Below are 24,916 nucleotides of genomic sequence, written 5' to 3'. Positions count from 1 at the left end.
TTGGCATCAAAGATACAACATGCTACACTAAAATAGTTCAATACGTGAACTATTCAGTTGTTAAACGTTCTTGGAAAGGAATGAGTTTTTCATTGGAACTAGAAGAATTGGTAAATCGCTATCAGATAGCGATGAACACGGTATATCGCGGTGTCAATACATTGATGAAGGATAAAATCAGTACAGAAATCACCATCGATCAATTTCCAACATTACAGTACATAGCTTCTCATCAGGATTGTACCAGCACTGAAATTGCTGCTATCTTCGGAATTGGAAAAAGTGCTGTAACCGCACAAATCAACCGTATGTTTGAGAAAGGTTTCCTCACAAGGACACGTGACGCCAATGACAGAAGAATCGTCTATTTAAGCACTACCAAGGCGGGCGAACAGCTTGTATCCCAAACAGAAAGAACACTGTATCAATGTCTAGGACCAGTTCTAGGTAATTTTACAGAACAAGATATACATCATTTTCTTGAATTACTTGAGAAATTGGCTCATTTAATGGAAATACAAGCGAAAGGAGAAAAGCTATCATGAAACACATTATCAAATTTCGCTGGCTCGTCGGGGCTGCTTGGCTGATAGCAGCATTGTGTTTATTCATCTTTGCCCCGGATTTACAACAGCTTGTACAGGAAAAAGGACAGATGAGCGCACCTGAGGACTCCCCATCAGTCCAAGCCAGCAAATTACTGGACAAAATGAACCCTAACAGCGCAAAAGACAATGCTAGTGCTGTGCTGGTATTTCATGAAAAAAACGGCATCAGTAAATCTGAAAAAGATTCTGTCGGAAAGGCAATCGAGATTTTAAAGAGTAAAAAAGATCAGCTCGGTGTCTCGGACATTCTCGATTTTCGGGATGACCAAGCGATTGCCGATCAAACTGTGTCCAAAGATAAAAAAACGATTATGGTACCTTTCAATGTTTCTTTGGACGAACAAGAAATCGATGAATCACGACATAAAATTTACAATGCTGTGAAATCGATCAAAGTGGAGCATTATTTAACCGGTGAAGAATATATTAGCCAAGACATCGTGAAAAACTCTGAAGAAGGTCTGAAAAAAACAGAGATCATCACAGTTGGCTTGATTCTAGTCATTCTGTTTGTCGTTTTCAAATCATTCATCGCCCCATTGATTCCATTACTGACAGTTGGGATCAGTTATTTAGCAGCACAGGGAATCGTTTCAATTCTGGCTGACACAACCAATTTTCCCTTATCGACATTCACCCAGATTTTTATGGTCGCGGTCATGTTCGGTATCGGGACAGACTATTGTATACTGCTTATCAGCAGGTTCAAGGAAGAAATGGAACATCAGGATTCGGTGAAAGATGCGGTCATCGCAACCTACCAATCCAGCAGTAAGACCATTTTGTTTGCTGGTCTGGCAGTGCTGATCGGTTTTTCTACCATCGGTCTTTCCAAATTTTCATTATATCAATCCGCTGTGGCAGTTGCAGTAGGCGTCGCGGCTGTACTGCTGGCATTGTTTACACTTGTACCGTTTTTCATGGTGCTTCTCGGCAAAAAACTTTTCTGGCCATTTGATAAAAGCATCTCCCATAAAGAAAGCGGACTGTGGATACGACTCGGCAACTTTTCGTGGGCGCGCCCGCTTTGGTCTTTGATCATCATTTTAATGGTTACAGTCCCGCTGCTGTTGACGTACAATGGCACGAAATCCTACAATTCTCTTGCAGAACTCAGCTCCGATTATGATTCTGTCAAAGGATTCAACGCAATCGCAGACAGTTTCGGGCCGGGACAGACCATGCCGGCGACAGTAGTCTTGCAGTCGAAAAAGCCGGTTGAGGAAACAGGAGATTACCAGGATGTTGAAGATATTACAAATCTATTAGCCCAAATGGAAGGTGTCAAAGAGGTTCGCAGCGCAACGCGTCCTGCCGGAGACATGATTGCCGATTTCAAGGTAGACAATCAAACGGATGCACTGGCAAAGGGAATCGGACAAAGTAATAAAGGGCTCAAAAAGATACAGTCCGGGCTGTCCGATGCATCCTCTGAACTTAAAAAAGCAAACCCGCAGCTTGAAGATGCCAAAAGTGGTGTCAGCCAGCTGATGAAAGGCACGAACGATGCCAAAAACGGTATTGGAGATCTTAGTAAAGCCTTATCCGATATACAAAAAGGCATTTTCTCCGGGGCAGATGGCGCAGGCAAAATAAAAAACAACTTACAGGGGATGAAAGATAATCTTGACCAAACGATAGATGGAAATCGCAAAATACTGGCGGGATACGAACAATTCGCTTCCCAAATCAAAGATTTCTCCACTATCGGCAATGATATCGATTTAGACCAGCTTGGCGATCCAAGCCAGTTGAACGATTTGATTAGTACCTTGCAAGGTGGGAAAAAGAATGTCACGACCATGCATGATAAAGCTGTCAAGAGCAATCCGGAACTGGCCAAAGACAATGAATTCCAGACTTCCTATCAAACGACGATTGGGCAATTAGACACAGCCATCGATGGTGTGAAAAGCGTTCAGGAGGAAATGAAAAATATCCGGCAGCAATATGGCAAACTTGGCAACGTAAAGGATATCCTGCAGCAAAAAGTCGTCACACCTCTTGACCAGCTCAACCGTAATTTCAAGAAAAACATTGATGGACAGCAGGAAATTTCAAATGGTATTGGCAAAATGCTCGGCGGTATCAATGACTTGCAATCCGGGTTGAACCAGGCTGGAAACGGTCAAGGGAAAGTAGTCGGACAACTGCCTAGCCTGCGGGACGGGCTGGCAAAAATATATGGCGGCCAAAAAGATTTGAAACAAGCCTTCACCGATATGCAGGATCAACTCGGAGAACTTTCCAACGGGTTGAACGACAGTTCGGACGGACTGAAAAAAATCAGTGGCGGCCTGACGGATGTCCAAGAATATTTGAAAGATATGGATGCAAGTTCAGACAATCCTGTTGTCGTCATACCTGACGAAGCCATCCATAATAAAGATTTTCTTGAGGGAGCGAAACAATATCTCTCTTCTGATAAAAAAATCACCAAATTCGACGTGGTTCTCGAAGCCAATCCATACGCAGCAAAAGCCATTGATATGATTCAAAAAATCCAGGAACAGACAGACACGGCCAAGCGGGGAACCATTTTTGATAAAAGCGAACCTGAAATTGCAGGTGTCAGCAGTACGAACCATGACTTGCAAACCGTATCGGATGAAGACTATTCACGGACAGCTGTATTGATGCTGATCGGGATTTTCATCATTTTGATTATTCTGCTGCGTTCTTTGATCATGCCGATCTATTTGATTGGTTCATTGCTTTTGACATATTTCACTTCTATGGCTGTCGGCGAATTCATTTTCGTTAACCTTGCCGGCCAAGATGGTATGACTTGGGCGGTACCATTCTTTGCATTCGTGCTGCTAATGGCTTTAGGAATAGACTACAGCATTTTTCTGATGGGACGTTTCAATGAGCATACTGGAGAAGGCAGCCTGAAAGAGGTTCTATTATCTGCAATGGGCAATATGGGAACAGTCATCATCTCAGCTGCTGTCATTCTTGGCGGAACTTTCGGAGCAATGCTGCCATCAGGCGTTTTATCGATTTTGCAAATAGCGACAGTAGTCCTGACAGGACTCTTCTTATACGCCATTGTCATTCTGCCGCTATTCATTCCATTGATGGTGCGCATGTTTGGGGAAGCAAATTGGTGGCCATTCGGAAGGAAAAAATAATTACAAAAAGGCTTGGACACAACTAGCCAAGAATAACCAAAAATGGGTTGGATCATCAAAAACCGATGATCCAACCCATTTTTTAAAATTTCTCAGAAGGTTCGAGCACCATAAGGTTGTGCAAACGACCAAAATTTAAACGCAGTCGTATCAATCCAGCTTCAATTTCGTTTCTTTTAATCAATTCTTTGCAAGTTGTTTGATAATATCAATTACTTTATCGCGTGATTTACCACTTTTATAAGAAGTCATATTTTCCTTAATACTTGCAGCTTCTTCCTTAAGCTTCAACACCCTTTGGATAAGACGCTCATTAGTCAGTGCTTCTTCCTCGAGTACATGGGCATAGCCTTTTTCTGCAAATGATTTAGCATTGATGATTTGGTCCCCCCTGCTGGCACCCTTCGATAACGGAATGAGCAGCATCGGAATACGCAATGCAGCAAATTCAAAAATAGCATTTGATCCGGCACGAGAAATGACAAAATCTGTCATAGCGAATATGTCATTCAACTCCTCATTCACATATTCAAACTGTTTATAGCCAAATTTATTGATTGTTTTATCCACCTTGCCAGTGCCGCAAATGTGAACAATATTAAATACCTCCAGAAGTTCCTCAAGGCATTCCCTGACAGCATCATTGATTTTTTGAGCGCCTGCACTTCCTCCCATGATCAGAAGAACCGGTTTTTGACCGGTAAAATCGCACAATCGCATCCCTTTTTCTTTGCTGCCTGCGAATAGCTCCTCTCGAATAACTGCGCCTACATGCACAGCCTTTTTTTCAGGCAAATATTGCATTGTTTCTGAAAAGGTGGCCAGTATCTTTTTGGCAAATGGCATCGCGATTTTGTTGGCCAGTCCAGGTGTGAAATCAGATTCATGAATCACCGCCGGCACACCACGCATTCTCGAGGCAAGCAATACCGGAACAGAAACGAATCCACCTTTTGAAAAAATCACTGCGGGCTTGCGCTTACCGATGATCCGCCACGCTTGCATCGTTCCTTTCAATACTTTGAATGGATCCTTGAAATTTTCTTTGGACATGTATCTGCGGAGCTTTCCTGTTGAAACAGGGTAGTAATCCACACCATCAAGCGACTCGATCAGATTGCGTTCAATTCCATTCTTTGAACCGATATAGTCAATTTCCCAGCCTTCTCTCTGAAAAACAGGAATTAATGCCAAATTGACAATAACATGACCTGCTGTCCCTCCGCCGGTAAATAAAATTCGTTTTCTTTGCATTTGATAATTTTCCTCTCTTTCACCATGACGCTTTGCGCAGTATAATAAATGGATATGCGGTTCATTTAAGTGTAAACGAACTTACCCATTAATCGTATTAAAAAAACATCAAAAAGGAAAGACATTTATCCATAAACAAAAACCCTTGGAGAGAAAATGGCTTTATTTGTGGTCATTCTCTTCCCCATTCTAATCACGCAAGTGAGTATATACTTGATGAACGGATTCGATACCACCATCTCTAGACGTGTCAGCATCCCCATTTAACTGATGTGGCAGTTGATTCAAGTCTGTGGATACCATTTTTCCCCGGCGTCACTGGCATTTTGATTGCTCTTACACCAATCGTTGCCCATTTACGCGAGGCTGTTAAAAGAACAGACCAATTCAAGGTGCGCTGCGAGGCTATAAGGATGTCCATTTCACTTTTGCCGTGTCACGCTTATCCTATTGTGCCATTGAATTCCAAGTGGCTAGCTGCTTGCCAAATATACCAGTTTGGAACCCTTCGGATACTGGGTGGGTATCATCATCGGGCTCAGCTGCGGTGCGATAGCTCTCCTGTTTCGGCTTTATCATATAACAAAAAGGACAGATCCCTGCTGTTTAGAAAGTGTAGAAACTTTCAAGCAGCAGATGCTGTCCCATTTTTTTATAAGAATAGTCCTGTGATCGTTGCTGAAAGTAATGATGCCAACGTGGCACCAATCAGCAGTTTCATACCGAAGGCAGACACTTGCACCGCCTTTTTCTGATCAATTCCTTGCACTGTTCCGGCAATAATGCCAATCGAGGAGAAGTTCGCAAAGCTCGTAAGGAATACAGAGACAATGCCGACCGTTTTTTCACTCATATCACCTAGCATTTTTTGAAAATCGAGCATGGCAACGAACTCATTCGTTACAATTTTGGTCCCCATGATTCCGCCCGCTTTAACCACTTCATCCACCGGAATACCGATCAAAATACCAAGCGGCGATAATATATAACCAAGAATCTGCTGCAATGTCACTCCTGCAAATACGAATTGAATAAGCCAGTTGATCACATCCAGTGAAGCGATAAATGCTATCAGCATCGCAGCAACAATCAAAGCGACTTTTCCGCCATCAAGCGCGCCATTGCCCATTGCTTCAAAAATGCTGCTCGCACCGGAAACATCGTGCACATCAACCTTATCTTCCTCTTTAGATACTTTTACCGGTGCGATAATCGATGCGACAATCAAGGCGCTGAACATGTTGAGAGGCAAAGCCAGTAATACATATTTCGGAGGCAGGATCTGCAGATACGAACCGACTATGGATGCTGATACAGATCCCATGGCAGATGCGCTCACAATAAACAACCTGTTTTTTTCTAAATGATGGAATTGTGATTTGATCGCCAACAACGCTTCTGATTGGCCAAAGAATATGCTGTTTACTGCATTAAAAGACTCTACCTTTGGTACACCGGTAATTTTCGATATGAAGGCACCGATATATTTGATGAACAAAGGCAATATTTTTAAATAAGTCAAAACGGATAGTATCGTCGCAAAGAAAATGATCAGCATCAGCACATTGAAAAAGAATACACCGCTGTCTTTCGTGACCACCCCTCCAACAACAAAATTGATGCCATCCATCCCAAACTCGATAAGCTTATTGAAGACTGCCGAAATACCATTAATAATGGCCTGTCCAATTTTTGTCGAAAACATGAACCATGTGATGATCGCCTGTGCAATAAGCATCACGATGATTCCTTTCAAGTTGATGTTTTTCCGATCATTAGACATCAAATAGGAAATGGCCAGAATAACGATAATTCCCACCAGACCCAATAGAATTCCCATATGTATCCTCCTCATGATGACTCTTTATGTTTAAACGACGTTCACTTTCAGTTGTAATTCCTATCCATGAAAACCGTTCCATTAACTATGCTAGCATGATGTCAGACGTCTTGCAACTACATTTTTGTACCAATTAATACACCCTGATTTCGTTCTATGATGGCTAGAAACTCTCACGAACTTTTCTAGAACCACTCTGTTAATTAAGGGGAGCTGCAGCCGTTCACAACCCGTTCTTCCCTCCTTCGTGGGTGGGATTTTTATAGTATTTCCCTACCCTCCATATTTTTGCAAAGAAACCTGCTATTTTTCAATAAACATACAAAAACACTGCAAAAATTGCATTTGCAGTGTTTTGTGTCAAACAGCACATTAATGTGCAGGGAAGAAAATCATTTGCAGCAGGAAAATAAGGCCGAATAAGTAAATGATCCAATGAACGTCCTTTCCTTTTCCTGTTACAAGCTTCAACAAAGGATAAGTGATAAAACCGATGGAGATCCCAGTTGAAATACTGGAAGTAAGCGGCATTGTCAAAATAATGGCAAATGCCGGAAATGCTTCATCAAATGTTTTCCAGTCGATGCGAGCCAACCCTTCCATCATAAAACAGCCCACGATGATCAGTACTGGCGCAGTGATTGCAGGTAAATCGGAAATCGCTCCAATAACCGGAGTAAAGAAAATCGATAAAAGAAATAAGAATGCAACCACAATGGATGTTAAACCGGTACGGCCTCCTGCAGCCACACCGGAGGTAGATTCCACATAAGCTGTCGTGGGAGTAGTCCCAAACATGGATCCAACTGTTGTTGCTGTCGCGTCAGATAAAAGAGCTGCCTTGGCCCTTGGAAGCTTGCCATTTTTCATGAAGCCGGCCTGCTCTGCTACACCGATTATCGTTCCAGTTGTATCAAAGATAGTAACAAGAAGAAAAGCAAAAACAACCGTATATAACCCATTGGCAAAAACGCCACCAATGTCCAAATCAAAAAATACAGGTACCGGAGGCATGGAAACAGCTTTTGTAAATTCCAGCTGTCCGGTGAAATAGCCAATCACTCCGGTCGCTAACATACCAATAAACAAAGCCCCCTTGACATTCCAAGCCATGAAAATCAGAGAAATGAACAGCCCTGCCAGTGTCAGCAATGTAACTGGTTGGTGCAAGTCGCCGAACCCCACCATGTTCGTTTCATTGGCAACAACAATCCCTGATTGTCTCAAACCTAAAAATGCGATAAACAACCCGATTCCAGATGTAATACCAAATTTCAGAGACGGCGGAATTGCTTGAATCAATGTTTCACGCAAGGCCGTAAAACTTAGCAAGATAAAAAGAAGGCCGGCCAAAAATACAGCTCCGAACACGATTTGGTAAGAAACATCATGAGAAGCCACAACTGTTGCAAAATATGCATTCATCCCCATTCCTGGGGCTATAGCAATCGGATAATTAGCTGCTAGCGCCATGAAAACCGTACCAATCACTGCCGAAATGACTGTTGCCATGAACACTTGATCAAAAGGTACTCCAGTGGAGGAGAGAATTGCCGGATTCACAACAACAATGTAGACCATCGTTAAAAAAGTTGTGATACCCGCGAGGATTTCAGTTTTCACATTCGTATTGTTTTCTTTTAGTTTAAATAAATTTTGCATGGTAAGCACCTAGCTTTCCGAATAATAATATCAACCTTTATAATATTATTCGAAAACAACTTGTTTTTCAAGCTGTTTATGTAAAATCTTATTTTTTTGTTCAGATTTAAAACTAGCTGGCATTTTAGGGGCAGGGTACTGAAAGCTAATGTAAAAGCCCGTTACGACTAGTATGCCGTAACGGGCTTCAAACATTCAAACATTAACCTTCAAGCAATAAATCATATGGATCTTCCAGCATTTGCTTAATACGTACAAGGAATTGAACAGCTTCCGCTCCATCTACGATTCGGTGGTCGTAGGATACTGCTAAATACATCATCGGGCGTACTTCTATTGATCCGTCAGGCATAGCCATTGGACGTTTGATGATATTATGCATACCCAAAATGCCGACTTGCGGTGCATTCAAAATCGGTGTGGACATCATGGATCCGAATGTGCCGCCGTTTGTAATCGTAAATGTTCCGCCTTGCAAATCATTCATACCAAGTTTTTTATCGCGGGCTTTAACACTCAAATTCTTGATTTCTTTCTCCACACCTGCAAAGTCCAGACGGTCCGCATCACGGACAACCGGAACCACCAGGCCGTCATCTGTAGATACAGCGACACCGATGTCATAGAACTTCTTGATGACAAGTTCATTGTCCTGAATCTCCGCATTCAATAGTGGGAATTCCTTCAATGCTCCAACGACCGCTTTTGTAAAGAAGGACATAAAACCAAGTTTAACCCCATGTTTGTCTTGGAACTTTTCTTTACGCTCACTGCGAAGCTTCATGATATTTGTCATATCCACTTCATTGAAAGTAGTCAGCATAGCTGCAGTGTGCTGCACATTTACAAGATTTTTCGCAATGGTCATGCGACGACGTGTCATTTTTACACGTTCCACCGGCTTATCAAATGTCGTTTTTTCCGATGGCTTGCTATCCTCTTTTTTAGCGGGCTTTTGAGAAGGCTCGCTGCTGGCACTTGCGGCTGCTTCCACATCCTCTGGACGGATTCTGCCAAGTGGATCACGTGGGCTAATCTTGCTTAAGTCAATATTGAGTTCTCGAGCTCGTTTACGTGCTGCTGGTGAAGCAATCACGTCTTGCTTGCTGGAAGAAGATTCTTGTTCCGAATTAGATTTTTCTTCTTGTTTCTCTTCTTGTTGAGGAGCAGCGTCTTTCTTGTCTTCCGCTTTTTCTTCCTTCGCCTCTTCAGCAGATGTATCACCGCTTGCTTCCCCGTTTTCATCAATTTTTGCGATGATATCGCCAACTTCGACATCATCTCCCTCTTCATGAACGATTTCTGTAATAACGCCAGTGTGGTCAGAATTGACCTCTACGTTGACTTTGTCAGTCTCCAATTCGACAACCGGATCGCCTTTTTCTACTTTATCGCCCTTTTTGACAAGCCATTCAGCAATTGTTCCTTCTGTAATGGATTCGGCTAATTCTGGTATTTTTATCTCTTTCACTGGGAATCTCCTCCTATGATAGGATTGATAGCTGATTTAATGATTTCGTTTTGTTCCATTTTGTGTACGTTTGGTTCTCCGACTGCTGGCGACGAACGATCCGGACGGCCGATGTAGCGTAGTTGCTGATGATTCTGAAGATGCTTTCGCAAATAGTCATCGACAAAGTTCCAAGCTCCCATATTTTTAGGTTCTTCCTGGACCCAAACGATTTCTTCAAGATTTGGCATATCTTTGATTTCTTTCAGCAAATCTTTTTCCGGGAATGGATAGATTTGTTCTAAACGCAATATACGGAGCCAATCGAATTTGCCTTCTGCTTTTTCCAATGCGTCCTCGATATCAACCATTACTTTTCCACTGCCGATTAGAAGCCGCTTCGCGTTTTTCTTGCTGATTTTCAGACCTGGCTGGTTGCGGAATGGTTGGAACTTCCCTTCAGAAAATTCTTCCGGTGCAGACGCCACACGTTGATTACGCAACAGACTTTTCGGCGTCATCAACACTAACGGACGTGCTTCTTCCCTGCCGCGCATAGCAGCTTGCCTGCGAATCAAATGGAAAAACTGTGCAGAGGATGTCACATTTGCAACAATCCAGTTATTTTCCGCTGCCAGCTGCAGATAGCGCTCCAAACGTGCACTGGAATGCTCTGGCCCCTGTCCTTCATAACCATGTGGCAGCAGCATGACCATATTGGATTTGTCACCCCATTTTGCTCGAGCAGCAGCAATAAACTGGTCAAAAATGACCTGAGCTGCGTTGGCAAAATCACCAAACTGTGCTTCCCATAACACAAGGGTTTCAGGTGACTGGATGCTGTATCCATACTCGTAACCTAGCACACCTGCTTCTGAGAGTGGACTATTGCGAATATCAAACGTCACATCCGTACGTTCCAAACCATGCAACGGACAGTAATTATCATTGGTTTCAGCATCGTGCAATACCATATGTCTGTGAGCAAAGGTTCCACGCTGTGAATCCTGACCGGTCAGCCGGATTGGGATACCATCACGTAAAATAGATGAATACGCCAAAGCTTCCCCAGCTCCCCAGTCTACTTTATTGCCATCCTCAAGCATGTTTTCACGGCGTTTGAGTATTCTCTCAACCTTTTTAAAGCCCTTGAAACCTTCCGGACGTTTAAGCAGCTGGGTATTGATTTCCTGCAGTTCATCCAATGAAACCGCTGTTTCAAACCCTTCCAATCCATTTTTCAGCACTTCCGGCATACGTTTTGGCTCTGGATTACCGACATCTTCCTTCATGCCGTCATAAATGGAACGCAGAGCTTTTTCCCTATCCTCTTTCAATGAACTATACCATTCACTATCTATTGTTCCTTTATCCTGCAAGGCATTAGCATAAACCTTTGCAGGTGTAGGATGTGCATCGATATCTTGATATAGTGTCGGCTGTGTCGCCCTTGGTTCATCCATCTCATTATGGCCATAACGTCGGTAACCGACTAAATCAATTAAAATATCTTTATGAAATTTTTGACGGTAATCATATGCTATTTTTATAGCTGAAACACAAGAGATAGGATCATCTCCATTGACATGGATGACCGGAATCTCATAACCTTTGGCTAAGTCACTTGCATACCTTGTGGAACGCCCGTCTTTTTGGTCAGTAGTATAACCTACAAGGTTATTAGCAATAATATGAAGGGTACCACCGGTAGTGTACGCAGGCAATCCGCTTAGGTTCAATGTTTCAGCTACAATCCCTTCTCCGATGAAAGCAGCGTCGCCATGTATTTGCACAGGTATCGCCTTATTGAAATCCTGTTCAGGATATCCACTATGTTTGCGTTCATCTTGTGCAGCTCTGGCAAACCCTTCGATAACAGGGTTGACGAATTCCAAATGGGACGGATTGTTGGCCAAAGTGATACGAGTGTTTGTTTCCTCGCCGTCTTTAACATCTTTGACAGCACCGAAATGGTATTTTACATCTCCTGTCCAGCCATAATTGATTCCCATGGAACCTTCCGAAGGAATCAATTCTTTATCCGGTGAAGAATGAAACTCAGAAAAGATTTTATCAAGCGGTTTTCCCAAGACATGGGCCAATACGCTCAAACGGCCTCTATGGGCCATTCCCATCATGATATGTTCCACTTTTTGGGCAGTCGCATTTTTGACGATATGGTCCAGCATAGGCACCATTGCTTCCAAGCCTTCGATGGAAAAGCGTTTCTGTCCGACAAAAATTTTCTGTAGAAAATCTTCAAACCCTTCCACTTCCACCAAACGTTTCAGCAACTGCTTCTTTTCTTCATCAGAAAGTGACAAGCGAGCGTTTCCAAGTTCGATCAATTCACGAAGCCATTGACGCTCTTCGTCATTATTCACATGATCATATTCGAAAGCGATTGTTCCTGTATAATATTTTTTCAGTTCTGATACAACATCAAGACCATTTTTGACGTTTGCATCAGCTGCATGATCCCAGAGCCAGGAAGCTGGGATGTTTTTTAAATCTTCTTCTGACAGACTGTAAGTTGTCGGGTCCACTAATTTTGAATACCTGTCTTTTTGCAATCCGACAGGATAAATATCGGCTTCCAAATGTCCGTAACGACGAATAGCCTCAACAAGTTTCATCGCTGAGGTAAGTTTTTTGACATCGTTTATGGAAGCTGTGCCGTGAACGTTCTCTGCCAAATCTTCATTTTGTGATTCCCAGACAGGCTCTCCGTACTTTTCAAAATTCACTTTGATGGACGGGTCTACTGAATCCGGGTCTTTCAAAAACAGTTCATACTGTTCTTCTACATATCCCATGTTTGGGCCATAAAATTCTCCCCAGAATCTTTTTGCAGATTCTTCGTTCTGTGCCACGATTTATACCCCCATTAGTAAAAGCTTGCATGATGTATAAATATATTTAATCATTGAAAAACTCAAGTTCCATTATAGAACTCGAGGCTTACTTCATCAACTAATATACCCTATTTCATGATGCGTTACAACAAATGAGGAAAGGATTTGTGAATTTAGATTTCCATCTATTTTTCAAATTTTCTTTTTGTGCGATTTTCAAAGTAATTATCGTATTTTTTAGCTTGCAGTTCACTTTCCACTCATTTTTCGTTATAATAAAGGAAAAGATAATTGTTAAGTGACTTTACATAGCATATGAAGGAGGTACATTGCATGAAGCTCGCATTATTGATCGGGGTTATCATCACATTTATGGTTTCTTTTTTTACTTCAGGCTATGATGCAAAACCGGGAGTCCCGAAAGACAATCAATAATTGGACAAACCGGCTCTGAGCAATCCTGTTGTAAATGTCTATGATTGCTGTCTCGAAACTGAGCTACGCATTTATCTTTATCGCTGAATCTAAAAACCGCCCTTGCCATAGCAAAGGCGGTTTTTTAACGCATTCCGGGAAAATTTTGCTGTCTCAGCGCCTCGTAAAGGATAATGGCAGCAGTATTGGACAGATTCAAGGAGCGGATATTTTCATTCATATGAATGCGGAGACAACGGTCTTCCTTCCCATGTAATAATGCTTTGGGAATGCCAGTTGTTTCTTTTCCAAAAACGAAGAAAATGTGCTTATTTGTATCACTAAAATCAAAATCTGTGTAATGCTTTGTCCCGAAGTTTTCAATATAGTAGAATTCACCTTCAGGATATGCTGCATACACTTCATGGATAGACGGGTGTTCTTTGACATCCACGTCCTTCCAATAATCCAGTCCTGCCCGGCGCAGCATCCTGTCGTCTGTTGAAAATCCAAGCGGATGGACCAAATGAAGTGTTGTACCAGTACCCAGACAGGTTCTGGAAATATTACCGGTATTAGCTGGTATTTCAGGTTCAAATAATACAATGTGTAAACTCATTTGTTTTTCTCCCTGTCTCATTCATCTTAAAAAAAGCCGTTCAAAATCGAGAAAACTTATGTCTCTCCGATTCGAAAAAATTTATAATTAATTTCCGGCGTCCAGGCAGCTGAATCTTCATATGACCAGTAGCGATGACGACTGTTATTGGTATGGGCATTAACAAGAGGCATTCCTTCCGAATCCTTCGCCACCACAATCGTATTATGATTGAAACGGCCATCACCTTCAAAATCATAGCATATCACATCGCCTGGAGCCAATTCCTGAGGTGTATGCACTTCTAATCCTTTCAATCCCTGTTTAGCTCCGCTCAAATACCAGCGGAAACTATGAGCGACAGCCCAACTGAAACTCCAGCTGCCTCCCTGATACCACCAACCTTTGCTGCGGTTTGGCGCTCCCCACATCGGCGCTCCACCGGCTTTCAAGCATTGCGATACGTAGTTTGTACAATCCACGTCAAATTTACGGTAGGCGGGATTATAGCTGTTCCACCAATTTTCCGCATATTGCACAGCAGACATCCGGTCATAAGAAAATCTGGTCTCCTCAGCAACCTCGCTTTCCAGAAGTGCCAGCTGGGGGGCAGCCTGGTCAGTTGTTATTTCCACCAGCCGGTGAATCGTTTTCCCCTCTTTTGTCTTGCAAACAAACGGAAAAACTTGTTCTTCCATGTAAAAATGTTTGCCTTGCCTCATTAAAATTTCCAAATGTAGTAAATAGCGGTAGTTCAAGTCATCATTTGTACGTAATTTCTGGTATACTTTTCCTTCTCCTTTGATACGTACCATCTCCGCTCCCCTGGTTTCGCAGAGCTTCACTTTCCTATCCCACCATATCTGTTCCCCCGGCATTTGCGCACGAAAAATGTTTCGCCAATACGTTTGCAAATCCTTCATCAGCATCGCCTCCATATATTAATATATGGAGGCGATGCTTGGCCTTATGGCAATCATTCCGTAAAAAGGCCAGTCAGCTCATGATCCAGCAAATACTGTTTCTTATCAAGCCCACCGTTATAGCCGACCAATTTGCCGTTGCTGCCGACGATACGGTGACATGGCACAATAATTGACAACGGATTTTTGTTTACAGCGCCTCCCACAGCTCTGACAGCATTTGGATGATGGATGGCTGCAGCAATCCCTTTGTAAGTTTGCGTCAAGCCATAAGGGACATCCTCATAGAGTGCCTGCCATACACGTCGTTGAAAATCGGTACCGAGGAATACAATCGGAATATCAAATGTTTGCCGCTTTTCCGTAAAATATTCAGTCAGCTGCTGCTTGGCATCTTCAAGCACCTGATCTTCAATGGGCTGCAGCTCGACCTGTTGAAAATGCTTGTCTGCCCAATGCTGTACTTCGAATAATTTATTCTCCGACATATAGTCAATGCGAAGCAAGCTCTCCCCGTCACTGGTCAATAATAACAAACCGATTGGTGTATTCAACTGGTCAGTATGCAAAAAACTTTTCCTCATCGTTTTCTCCCCTTTGCCCTTCGCCACCTGCATCCAGTCAATGAATAGCTGCGGAGGTTTTGAATGCCAATCCCTTTTCCATCTCAAACAATACGTTGTCATCCTTTTCCTTAGTCATTGCAGCTTCGATAGCTGCGTATGCTTCAGGCGTCCCTATTTTCCCAAGGCTCCATGCAGCAGTCCCCCGCATGACCGGACGAGGATCCTCATTCATTATTTGAATAATAGATGGTACGGCTGTTTTGTCTTTAAAATGTGCCAGCGCGATTAATGCATTACGTTGGATCGGTTTTTTCCCCCGCCAGGACCCTGACATATGGCCGAACTTATCCTTGAATTCCCGATTGGAAACAGTAAGCATCGGTTTTAGTTTTGGCTTAGCAGCTTCATTTACCGGTTCAAACTCCTCATGAATATGAAAATCAATCTGTTTATTCCGGGGGCAAACCTGTTGGCATGTATCACAGCCATAAAGCCGATTGCCAAGTTCAACCCGGAATTCCTCTGCCATGAAATCTTTCGTCTGCGTAAGAAAGGAAAGGCAGCGCTGGGCATTCAACTGTCCTCCTTGCACAAGTGCGCCTGTTGGGCACGCATCAAGGCATTTGCGGCAATCTCCGCAGCTGTCCTCTACAGGAGAATCAGGGGGGAAATATATATTCGTGATCATTTCACCCAAATAAACATACGAACCAAATTCTGGTGTGATAATCGCGCAGTTTTTTCCGCTGAATCCGATGCCAGCCCTTTCCGCTACTGCCCGATCAGAAAGCTCTCCAGTATCGACCATGGATTTGGTGACAGCGCCAGGTACCTTTTCTTCCATGTATGCGGCAAGCTTATTCAGCCTGTCCCTTAATACCACATGGTAATCCGTACCCCATGATGCCCGGCAAAAAATCCCCCGCCGTTCTTCCTTGGTGCCTTTAGGAGCGTTTTTCATCCGTGACGGGTACGCAATTGCGATAGCAACAATCGATTGTGCTTGCGGCAGCAACCTTGTTGGTTCCGTCCTTTCCTCCACGGTCCCTTTTTCAAATCCCGATTGGTATCCAAGCTCCTGCTGGGTACGCAGCCGTTCCTTCAGTTCCGTGAAAATGTCAGCGGTAGTGAAACCGATTTTATCAATCCCAATCGTTTTGCTGTATTCGATTATATCATCTTTTAATTGTTGGGCATCCACTCGTGACACCTTCCTTTTCTTTCTTAGAAAAAAACATATTTTCAGCTAAAAGTCACCTGCCTTTTACTGCTTGACGATCTACCACCGCAGTACGCATCCGATTCAAAACGGCAGCTATCTCATAACGGCGCGGCTGAGCCAAATCGCCTGGGTGCTGCTTTGTATGAGCTGTAAAAGAGGCAAGGCCCTCGTCTGACATTCGCATTTCCAAATCGTCCAGAAGCTCGACCAATGTCTTTTTGTCATCCATTTTTTCTGAAGCAAGCCGCAGAAGTATTTGCGCAATCATTCTTGTCTGTGACATATCTGCGATCTGCTCCACCTCAGGAAACGAGATGTTCGTCTGCCCCATCAGAATCGTGTGAAGACCCTTAGCCTGTACTTTCGCGCGTTTTCCTCTGAGAACTTTGAATGATTGCTGTCGAAACACTCTGTCAGATTTTACACTGAGCTGTGCGCCTTTTCGTTGAAGCCGTTCTACGGGGTGTTCAGCAGCAATCTTCTTAGCTGCCTCTGTGACATCTTCCGGCAAGAAATTATTCATTTGAATGACATCATCAGCCGCATCAAAATAATCCCCAGAGCCGCCCATGACCAGAATGGCAGAAACCCCAAGTTTGTCACGCAAACATGTAACATTGTCAATGAATGGCGTGATCGGCTCCTGCTCCGGACTGACCAATTGTTGCATACGCATATCACGAATCATGAAATTGGTCGCACACGTATCCTCATCCAGCAGCAGTGTGGTCGCACCAGCTTCTAATGCTTCTATCACATTCGCCGCTTGTGATGTACTTCCACTCGCGTTTTCTGTGGAGAAATGTTCCGTATCCTGATTCATCGGCAAATTACGGATAAACGGAGAGATATTCACGTTTGTGATTTGCCTGCCATCTTCTGCCCGGATTTTGACTGCATCCATGTCTGTTAATACAAATTCCCGTCCATCACCGGCCGTATGATTGTATACACCTTTTTCAATAGCTGACAGCAAGGTGCTTTTTCCATGATAGCCTCCACCGACAATCAACGTGATTCCCTTCTTGATCGCCATGCCCTTTAGTGCATCCTTTTGATATGGAATCTCGATAGATACTTCTTGATTTGTGGTGCTTTGAAAAGGTAATGCTGTCTGCAGCGGCCTATCATCAATGCCACTTTTTCTAGGTAAAATAGCACCATTGGCGATAAAAGCGATCCAGCCATTTTCCCACATTTGTTTTCGAATCGCCGCTTGCTGTCTCGCCAACCGAACAGCATTTTCAATTGCTTCATCGGCTATTGTGAAAATGGAATTCTTCAATATCTTGGGAATCGCATCTGCAAATAAGCGATGTGCTTCATTACCATTGATTCTTCTGCCATTAGCCGGTAGGCCCACAGCCATACACACCGTTATCGCTTCTTTGTCAGCTTGGATTGCAGTCCGTTTGATTATTTCCTGGCCAGGGCCATCAAAAAAAATTTCACCGCTCTTTCCAGAGCCTTTTATATCAAAATGCATCCGATTGACCGCTTTGGCAACCGACCGTGCCAGGACATCCTCTACTGCCAATTGCTCAACCGAAGTCTTTAGCCACTCAGGATGCAGTAACCTTTTTTCAGCAGGAATCACCAGCCGTATCTTTGATGGTGCCGCGAAAGGATCTCCTTGCACGTAGTCGATGGATAGTGTGTATGAATCAGCCTGATAAGTGCCGCTTATGCTTTTATATGCACCGTATCCTTTTTTATCCAGTTGCCTGCATAATTGCAGAAGTCTCCGCATGCAAAATCCCCCTCCTATTTTAATACCAGTTTACATTTTCAATGCCATGGATTCAAGAATCGAAATATATTCATTCAATATAGCATTTTCGTCACAGTTCATAAGATCATCATTAATCAGTTCCAGGACATCCCTGTGAGGGCTCACCGATACGCGCGGCTGATGGACATACCTGGCTATGTTTCTATAAATTTGATGTAGCATTGTCTATTCGTTACATATGAATCCCATTCATCCGTGCAAATAGGAAAAAACGCAACGCCTCGTAGATTGATGTACGAAACACTGCGTTAGGACATATGTATGGAGCGGGTGAAGGGAATCGAACCCTCAACATCAGCTTGGAAGGCTGGAGTTTTACCATTAAACTACACCCGCATCAATATAGAGCAATATTTTATTTTATGGACGCTATTGTCATGCCCCTGCATCTTCCCGCGTATTCAAAGATGAACATGCTTCGGGGCAACTCGCAGCTTACCCGGCAGAGGACATGCTCGTGGCTGGAGTTTTACCATTAAACTACACCCGCATTTCTGCAAGCCTATCAATATTCGGAAAGTTTTCGTCAAAAAATGACAAAATTAATTATAGCAAAACGCTTAAGAAATGACAAGCCAAACCAAAAAAATTTCAGATAAACTGTTAACTCATCTGCTACCGCTTATAAAGTGCAATTTTCAAGCGCACAGTGATTGCATGCAAGCAAATTCTGCAAATATGCTATATTTGCTATCAAAAAAAATTTATTCTCGCTTTGGATAATGCCGTCCTCTTTCCATTTATTCACGATTCTGCTGACCGTTTCTCTTGATATACCAAGGTGTTTGCTGACATCGCTCAATCGTATCTGTTGCTTAATTCGAATTCCTCGGGGAGTGACTATGCCATACATATTACTGAAACGAATAAAGACAGAAGCAACTGCTCCTTCTGATCCAAAGGCGATATAATCCCGCATTTTTGCCTTGCTGGCTTCAAGTGATTCTGCTACCCAGCGTGTGAAATGCAGCCCGATTTCTCCATTTTGTGCAATGATATTTTCCATGGTATGTTTATCAATACACTGGACCTGGCTGCTTTTTGCTGCAACAGCGGTGTTGGAGTATCTTGTTCCACTGAAAATACCTATTTCTCCGAAAGCATCATTTTTTGTCCGTGTGAATATGGTGATTTCTTTATCCAAACCAATATTCTTAAATATACGGATTTCTCCTTTTAGTATAAAGTAGAGAGATTCTGCATCGGATCCCTCATTAAAAATGATTTCCCCTTTTTTTAGCTCTTTCTGTTTACATCTGCTAAAGATTGCAGCACGATCATTTTTACGAAGCCGTTCCAAAATGGCAGTCACTTCTTTCACCTCCGCCTTTTGTCTTAATTATACAACAATGTACCAAAAGAAAAACATGTTTTAACTAAAATCCCCAAAAAAGGAGTGGACAGGCAATCTTCTCTTGTACAGGACATAAAATATTATATCAATTTATGAAGCGTTGTTGGCCCCGAATATAGTTATCTTCTGTATTTACAAACTGTCTTGTTCATACTAGAATAGAATGTGATTTTTAAACAGCCGATTTTCCGGAAGGGGATAAAGTATGGGAATTTACCCTATTGTACTATCACAAAACCGATTCACGCATCAAGATAATCTTACCTATCCATTTGAAGAACGAGGATTGCAATTTGGCGATGGCATCTATGAAGTCATCCGCATTTACGATGGGCAATTTTATCTGTTCACTGAACATGTAGATAGGCTATTTCGCTCAGCAGAGGCTATTAAATTGCAGCTGCCATTTTCTAAAGAAGAGTTAAAAGACCTGCTCCAGGATTTGCTTTCACAAAACAACATGGAAAAAGATGGTATTGTTTATCTGCAGGCAACTCGCGGTTCTGCACCAAGGGATCATGTTTTTCCCGGCGGTGTAATAGCGAATGCATATGCTTATGTCAAAGATTTGCCACGTAATCTGGCAAACTTGGAGAATGGTGTTTCAGCCATTATCAAAGATGACATACGTTGGAAAAAATGTTATATAAAAAGTCTGAATCTCCTGCCAAACGTACTTGCAAAACAGGAAGCTAAAGAAAACGGATGCTATGAAGCAATTCTGCACGAAGAAGGAATCGTGACTGAATGCAGCTCATCAAACGTTTACCTTATAAAAAATGGACATATTTATACCCATCCTGCAACAAAACGTATTTTGCACGGCTGTGTACGCATGGCTGTTGAACGATTTGCGGCTGAGTTACAAGTGCCGTTTGAAGAAGAAGCATTCAAATTGACAGACATCCTTGATGCTGATGAAATCTTCTTATCCAGCAGCACATCCGAAATCCTGCCTGTTGTCACTGTGGACGGCAGTCCCATTGCAGATGGCAAACCGGGGGAATTCACCAGAAAACTGCAAGAAGCCTACCGCGAAGACGCCAATATCAGCGAACGACAATTAACAATCTAAACCCCAAGCACCTCCTATAGCAGAGGTGCTTTTTTCATGGGGCCAGATTTCTGATTCATCGCTTCATTGCATGGACATCATACCGTAGCACAGAAGTTGTCCTTATGGTGAATTCCAAGCACTTCTCATTGAACGGAATTAAGAAATAGTTTAGAATTGTATAAACGTTACAAAATGGAGGTATGACAATGGCGAAGCGTGCACTAACTGCCCATGATTTAACGAGACTCGTCGGATATAGTGATCCGCAGCTCGTACCCGGAAAAAATACATATTTTTATACAGAAACCGCAATGGATAAAGAAAAGGACGAATACGTTTCACATCTATTTGTACATAATCTTGAGGAGGATACAGCAAAACAATGGACGTTCGGTAACCATAAGGACCGCCACCCGCGCCTGTCTGCCGACGGCAAACAAATTGTGTTCCAATCTGACCGCAGCGGCACACAGCAAATTTGGATCATGCCTGTGGCAGGAGGAGAAGCAAGACAACTGACTGCCTTTACACACGGTGCCCATAGCCCGCAGTGGTCCAAAGACGGCAATTACATATTTTTTTCAGCTTCATTGGCGATAGACGATGATGTGAACAGGCAAAAGGAACTGACTTCCAAAGAGAAGAAAGCACGAAAAGAAGAAATTAATAAAAAACCATCAGTTATCTCCCGACTCCGCTATAAATCCGACAGCAGCGGATTTACAGATGACAAACGGACCCATATCGTCATGTACGACCTTGTGGAAAAAACATTCACGAAGCTGACTGATTCTGACAATGACCATCATCTGCTGGATATTTCACCAGATGGAAAGTCCGTTTTGTTCTGCGCTAATTTGCATGAAGAGAGCGACTATGAGCAGATTACAGATTTATATATGGTGAATACTGACAGTAAAGAAATTCGACAGCTGACAAATGGAGATGGTTCCTATTATCAAGGATCTTTCTCACCAAACGGAGAAAAAATTGCCTGCCTGGGGCATGAATTTCCATTTGCCGGTGCAACGCAAAATGAACTTTTCATTTTTGATTTGTCCACCAATGAACGTATCTGTTTAAGTAAAGACTGGGACATGCAGTTAGGGGACAGCATGATTGGGGATTTTCAAATGGGAACTTCCGAAAAAGGGCCTGTCTGGTCAAAAGAGGCTGATAAATTATTCTTCATTGCTTCAAAGGAAGGCGCAACGGCTTTATATAGTGTAACTACGGATCATACACGCAGCACACTATTCAAAGATCATAATCATGTAGCTGGATTTGCATTTAATGAAAATGATGATTCTTTCATTCTGCATATCAGCAAACCGACTGAACCTGTCAATTTTTATCTCCTTTCAGCAGATGGAAGAGTCACGCAACTAACAGATGCCAATGCCTCTTTTCTTGCAGAGACGGAGCTTATTGAACCGGAAGAAGTGACATTCACGGCGGAAGACGGCTGGGAAATCCAAGGTTGGCTCTTAAAACCATACGGCTTCACTTCCGGTGAGAAATATCCATTTATCCTTGAAATCCATGGCGGCCCGCATGCCATGTATGGGCGTACCTTCTTCCATGAAATGCAGTTGCTTGCTGCAAAAGGGTATGTCGTTTTGTATGTCAATCCACGCGGAAGCTATGGATATGGGCAGAAATTTGTCGATGCCTGTAGGAAAGACTATGGAGGTAAAGATTACAGAGACTTAATGGCTGCTGTTGACCACGCCTTGAAATCATTCGATTTCATTGATGCAGAGCGTCTGGGTGTAACGGGCGGAAGCTACGGCGGATTCATGACAAATTGGATTGTGAGCCATACGAACCGTTTTAAAGCTGCCGTCACACAGCGTTCTATCAGTAACTGGCTCAGTTTTTACGGTGTCAGCGATATTGGCTATTTCTTTACCGAATGGGAGCACGGATTGAACTTGCTTGACGATCCAAAAAAGCTGTGGGATATCTCACCACTTAAATATGCCGAAAAGGTTGAAACACCATTGCTCATCCTTCATGGCGAACGCGATTTCCGCTGCCCGATTGAGCAAGGAGAACAATTGTACGTCACTTTAAAACATTTGAAAAAACAAGTGGAATTCGTACGTTTTCCAAATGCTACTCACGAATTAAGCAGAAGCGGCGCACCCAAAATGCGTTTAGAAAGATTACATCACATTTGCCGCTGGTTTGAAAAGTATCTATAAAGTTTTTTGCAGCATGAAGGACCTTCATGCTGCATTTTTGATTCACAGCTGAAGGAGTTTTCATTTATAATGAAATGCAGAGCTTTCCATTTTCAAGAAGGATTGGAGCGGGCAGGTGAAAAAAATGGTCTTTATCCTATTAGTGGTAATTGCTGTTACAGGAATTTCGTTTGCAGTCTATGCACACATACAAATGAAACGGACAGCATCACAGCCGCCCCCAAAGCAGGTCGGCTACGTACTTATTTTGGGGGCAAAAGTCAATGGGACCGTCATGTCCAAAAGCCTGCTGTATAGAGCTGCAGCCGCACTTCGTTATTTGCAGGAAAATCCAGCCTCCAAAGCAATCGCATCGGGAGGAATGGGTAAGGGGGAAGATGTTACTGAAGCACAGGCTATTGCTTCCTATTTGGTTAACCACGGGATTGATGAAGAAAGAATACTGCTGGAAAAAGAATCCACCAGCACAAGTGAAAATCTTTTGTTCAGCAAGCAGCTTTACCCAATCAAGGAGGCTGTCATTGTCAGCAATGACTTTCACTTGTTCCGCGCGACCAGTGAAGCAGATAAAATCGGCATCAAAGCTTACCCATTAGCCGCCAAAACGCCAACAGCGGTTAAATGGAAATTATATATCAGGGAATATGCAGCTATTCTGAAAATGACTATTACAGGAAAATAGAAATTTGCCTTATCTTCTCACCCACTCAAATTCTTCGCAAAGCTTCAGCTTCATCCATTCATAAACCAGATGATTTCGTACCCCCTCCAACAGAAATGGCTTCGTTGCATTTTCATCAGACAAATGAAACCACCCTCCGCGTCACGGAGGGTGGTTGATTCTTCCTATGCTATTGGACGTATTCATGAAGAAAGCTACTTAAGGTGGCAAGATACTTTTTCTTTGCCAGTACAAATGATTCACCATGGTTGGCCCCATTGACAGTCAAAATTCTTGCGGGACTATTAGTATGCTCATAGAGATCATGTGTCATATTAGTCGGTACAAATGTATCAGCATTTCCAGTGATATATAGTATCGGGACATCAGCTTTTTCGACCTGATGCAGTGCCGACCCCTCTTTCAACGAATAACCAGCCCTGATTTTTGTAACGATACTGGTACCGTCCAAAATAGGAAAAGCTGGAAGATGGTACATCCGTTTCATCTGGTAAGCAAACAGATCATATACACTATTATATGGACTGTCTGCTACAATTGCTCTAACCTGCTTTGGAAGCTTTTCACCGCTTGCCATTAAAACAGTTGCCGCCCCCATGGAAAGCCCATGGTAGACGATTTCTGACCCCGGTCCAAGTTTTTTAGCTAACAAATTTGTCCAGTCAATCAAATCGAGCCGATCCTGCCAGCCAAACCCATAATATTCTCCCCCACTTTCTCCATGCCCGCGGGCATCTGCCATGAATACATTATAGCCAAGCTTTTCGTAATAATATTTGCCATAAAGCCCCATTTGCTTGGCGTGCCCGAGATAACCATGCTCAAGCATGACTACTTTATTAGTCGGCTTTTTCGCAGGAAGATAATAACCTTTGAGTTTCAAGCCATCCCGTGAAGTGAGTGTCATTTCTTTAAAATTTTGCTTGTTGACCCAGGCAATCCAGTCACCTTGCAAAAATTCATCCATCGCTTTATCGGAAACCTCCAGATCTTCATTGTCATTCAAAAAGTCTTTTGGTCCACGCTTGATGGCCAGATCATAAAAGAAAATACTTGCAGCAATTTCTATAACCAAGAGAACCACAATAATTCCTGCGGTGATCATCCAAGCTTTTTTATGTTTCATTTCAGGATTTCCCCTTTAAAATGATAAATATTTCACTTCCCTATTATATCGCAAAAAGTGCTTGGTTGTAGCAATCTGATATTAGTTCGAAAATGCTGCCGCCTTACTCATTCACCCCGATCAATTTCTTTCTGGCCAAAAACAAGAAGGAGCACACCACTGATGCTCCCTC

Annotated in this window: 17 protein-coding genes and 1 tRNA gene; 5 read left to right on the top strand and 13 right to left on the bottom strand. The window is 42.9% G+C overall.

The window, feature by feature from the left end:
• The first annotated feature begins 80 nt into the window (after positions 1 to 80).
• Both ACFSMW_RS01145 and ACFSMW_RS01140 read left to right on the top strand, forming a co-directional pair.
• Positions 81 to 545, top strand: a complete 465-nt coding sequence (locus ACFSMW_RS01145) for a MarR family winged helix-turn-helix transcriptional regulator (RefSeq protein ID WP_390352277.1) — start codon at positions 81 to 83, stop codon at positions 543 to 545.
• A complete protein-coding gene (locus tag ACFSMW_RS01140) occupies positions 542 to 3,742 on the top strand; it encodes an efflux RND transporter permease subunit (protein ID WP_390352276.1) in 3,201 nt (1,066 codons plus the stop codon). Before ACFSMW_RS01145 ends, ACFSMW_RS01140 begins: the two co-directional genes overlap by 4 nt.
• Before the next feature lie 180 nt (positions 3,743 to 3,922).
• On the opposite strand, the gene ACFSMW_RS01135 is transcribed toward ACFSMW_RS01140, so the two are convergent.
• The 12 genes from ACFSMW_RS01135 to ACFSMW_RS01080 form a co-directional block, all read right to left on the bottom strand.
• A complete protein-coding gene (locus ACFSMW_RS01135; RefSeq protein ID WP_390352274.1) occupies positions 3,923 to 4,996 on the bottom strand; it encodes an undecaprenyldiphospho-muramoylpentapeptide beta-N-acetylglucosaminyltransferase in 1,074 nt (357 codons plus the stop codon).
• Between the two features lie 652 nt (positions 4,997 to 5,648).
• Positions 5,649 to 6,836, bottom strand: coding sequence for a NupC/NupG family nucleoside CNT transporter (locus ACFSMW_RS01130; protein ID WP_390352273.1), 1,188 nt, complete (start codon positions 6,834 to 6,836; stop codon positions 5,649 to 5,651).
• A 372-nt stretch (positions 6,837 to 7,208) separates the two neighbouring features.
• The gene (locus ACFSMW_RS01125) at positions 7,209 to 8,498 is read right to left on the bottom strand and encodes an NCS2 family permease (RefSeq protein WP_390352271.1); all 1,290 of its coding nucleotides are present in this window, start codon (positions 8,496 to 8,498) and stop codon (positions 7,209 to 7,211) included.
• A gap of 202 nt (positions 8,499 to 8,700) precedes the next feature.
• A complete protein-coding gene (gene odhB / locus ACFSMW_RS01120) occupies positions 8,701 to 9,969 on the bottom strand; it encodes a 2-oxoglutarate dehydrogenase complex dihydrolipoyllysine-residue succinyltransferase (RefSeq protein WP_390352269.1) in 1,269 nt (422 codons plus the stop codon).
• The gene (locus ACFSMW_RS01115) at positions 9,966 to 12,821 is read right to left on the bottom strand and encodes a 2-oxoglutarate dehydrogenase E1 component (protein ID WP_390352268.1); all 2,856 of its coding nucleotides are present in this window, start codon (positions 12,819 to 12,821) and stop codon (positions 9,966 to 9,968) included. The genes odhB and ACFSMW_RS01115 overlap by 4 nt, the downstream gene beginning before the upstream one ends.
• A gap of 541 nt (positions 12,822 to 13,362) precedes the next feature.
• Positions 13,363 to 13,836 (bottom strand): tRNA (uridine(34)/cytosine(34)/5-carboxymethylaminomethyluridine(34)-2'-O)-methyltransferase TrmL, encoded by a 474-nt coding sequence (gene trmL / locus ACFSMW_RS01110; RefSeq protein ID WP_390352266.1) that lies wholly within the window; start codon positions 13,834 to 13,836, stop codon positions 13,363 to 13,365.
• 56 nt (positions 13,837 to 13,892) lie between these two features.
• Positions 13,893 to 14,738, bottom strand: coding sequence for an amidase domain-containing protein (locus ACFSMW_RS01105; protein ID WP_390352264.1), 846 nt, complete (start codon positions 14,736 to 14,738; stop codon positions 13,893 to 13,895).
• Between the two features lie 53 nt (positions 14,739 to 14,791).
• The gene (locus ACFSMW_RS01100) at positions 14,792 to 15,322 is read right to left on the bottom strand and encodes a methylated-DNA--[protein]-cysteine S-methyltransferase (protein WP_390352263.1); all 531 of its coding nucleotides are present in this window, start codon (positions 15,320 to 15,322) and stop codon (positions 14,792 to 14,794) included.
• A gap of 37 nt (positions 15,323 to 15,359) precedes the next feature.
• Positions 15,360 to 16,505 carry a tRNA epoxyqueuosine(34) reductase QueG gene (gene queG / locus ACFSMW_RS01095; RefSeq protein WP_390352262.1) on the bottom strand — a complete coding sequence of 382 codons (1,146 nt, stop codon included), beginning with the start codon at positions 16,503 to 16,505 and terminating at the stop codon, positions 15,360 to 15,362.
• Positions 16,506 to 16,557: 52 nt separating this feature from the next.
• Positions 16,558 to 18,276 (bottom strand): ABC-ATPase domain-containing protein, encoded by a 1,719-nt coding sequence (locus ACFSMW_RS01090; protein ID WP_390352260.1) that lies wholly within the window; start codon positions 18,274 to 18,276, stop codon positions 16,558 to 16,560.
• Positions 18,277 to 18,580: 304 nt separating this feature from the next.
• A tRNA-Gly gene (locus ACFSMW_RS01085) sits at positions 18,581 to 18,654 on the bottom strand.
• A gap of 286 nt (positions 18,655 to 18,940) precedes the next feature.
• Entirely contained in the window at positions 18,941 to 19,630 is a 690-nt protein-coding gene (locus ACFSMW_RS01080) for a Crp/Fnr family transcriptional regulator (RefSeq protein ID WP_390352258.1), read from the bottom strand.
• Positions 19,631 to 19,877: 247 nt separating this feature from the next.
• On the opposite strand from ACFSMW_RS01080, the gene dat reads away from it, so the two are divergent.
• The 3 genes from dat (at position 19,878) to ACFSMW_RS01065 (ending at position 23,618) form a co-directional block, all read left to right on the top strand.
• Positions 19,878 to 20,747 carry a D-amino-acid transaminase gene (dat, locus tag ACFSMW_RS01075; RefSeq protein ID WP_390352256.1) on the top strand — a complete coding sequence of 290 codons (870 nt, stop codon included), beginning with the start codon at positions 19,878 to 19,880 and terminating at the stop codon, positions 20,745 to 20,747.
• A 188-nt stretch (positions 20,748 to 20,935) separates the two neighbouring features.
• A complete protein-coding gene (locus ACFSMW_RS01070; protein WP_390352254.1) occupies positions 20,936 to 22,936 on the top strand; it encodes a S9 family peptidase in 2,001 nt (666 codons plus the stop codon).
• Between the two features lie 124 nt (positions 22,937 to 23,060).
• Positions 23,061 to 23,618, top strand: a complete 558-nt coding sequence (locus ACFSMW_RS01065; protein WP_390353869.1) for a YdcF family protein — start codon at positions 23,061 to 23,063, stop codon at positions 23,616 to 23,618.
• A gap of 169 nt (positions 23,619 to 23,787) precedes the next feature.
• Here ACFSMW_RS01065 and ACFSMW_RS01060 read toward each other — a convergent pair whose 3' ends face one another.
• A complete protein-coding gene (locus ACFSMW_RS01060; RefSeq protein WP_390352253.1) occupies positions 23,788 to 24,744 on the bottom strand; it encodes an alpha/beta hydrolase in 957 nt (318 codons plus the stop codon).
• Positions 24,745 to 24,916 lie beyond the last annotated feature (172 nt).

This window comes from Tigheibacillus halophilus, from assembly GCF_042683165.1.
GTDB classification, from domain to species: domain Bacteria; phylum Bacillota; class Bacilli; order Bacillales; family Amphibacillaceae; genus Tigheibacillus; species Tigheibacillus halophilus.
The sequence above is the reverse complement of the archived record's forward strand: the minus strand, read 5'-3'. Positions and strand labels throughout refer to the sequence as shown.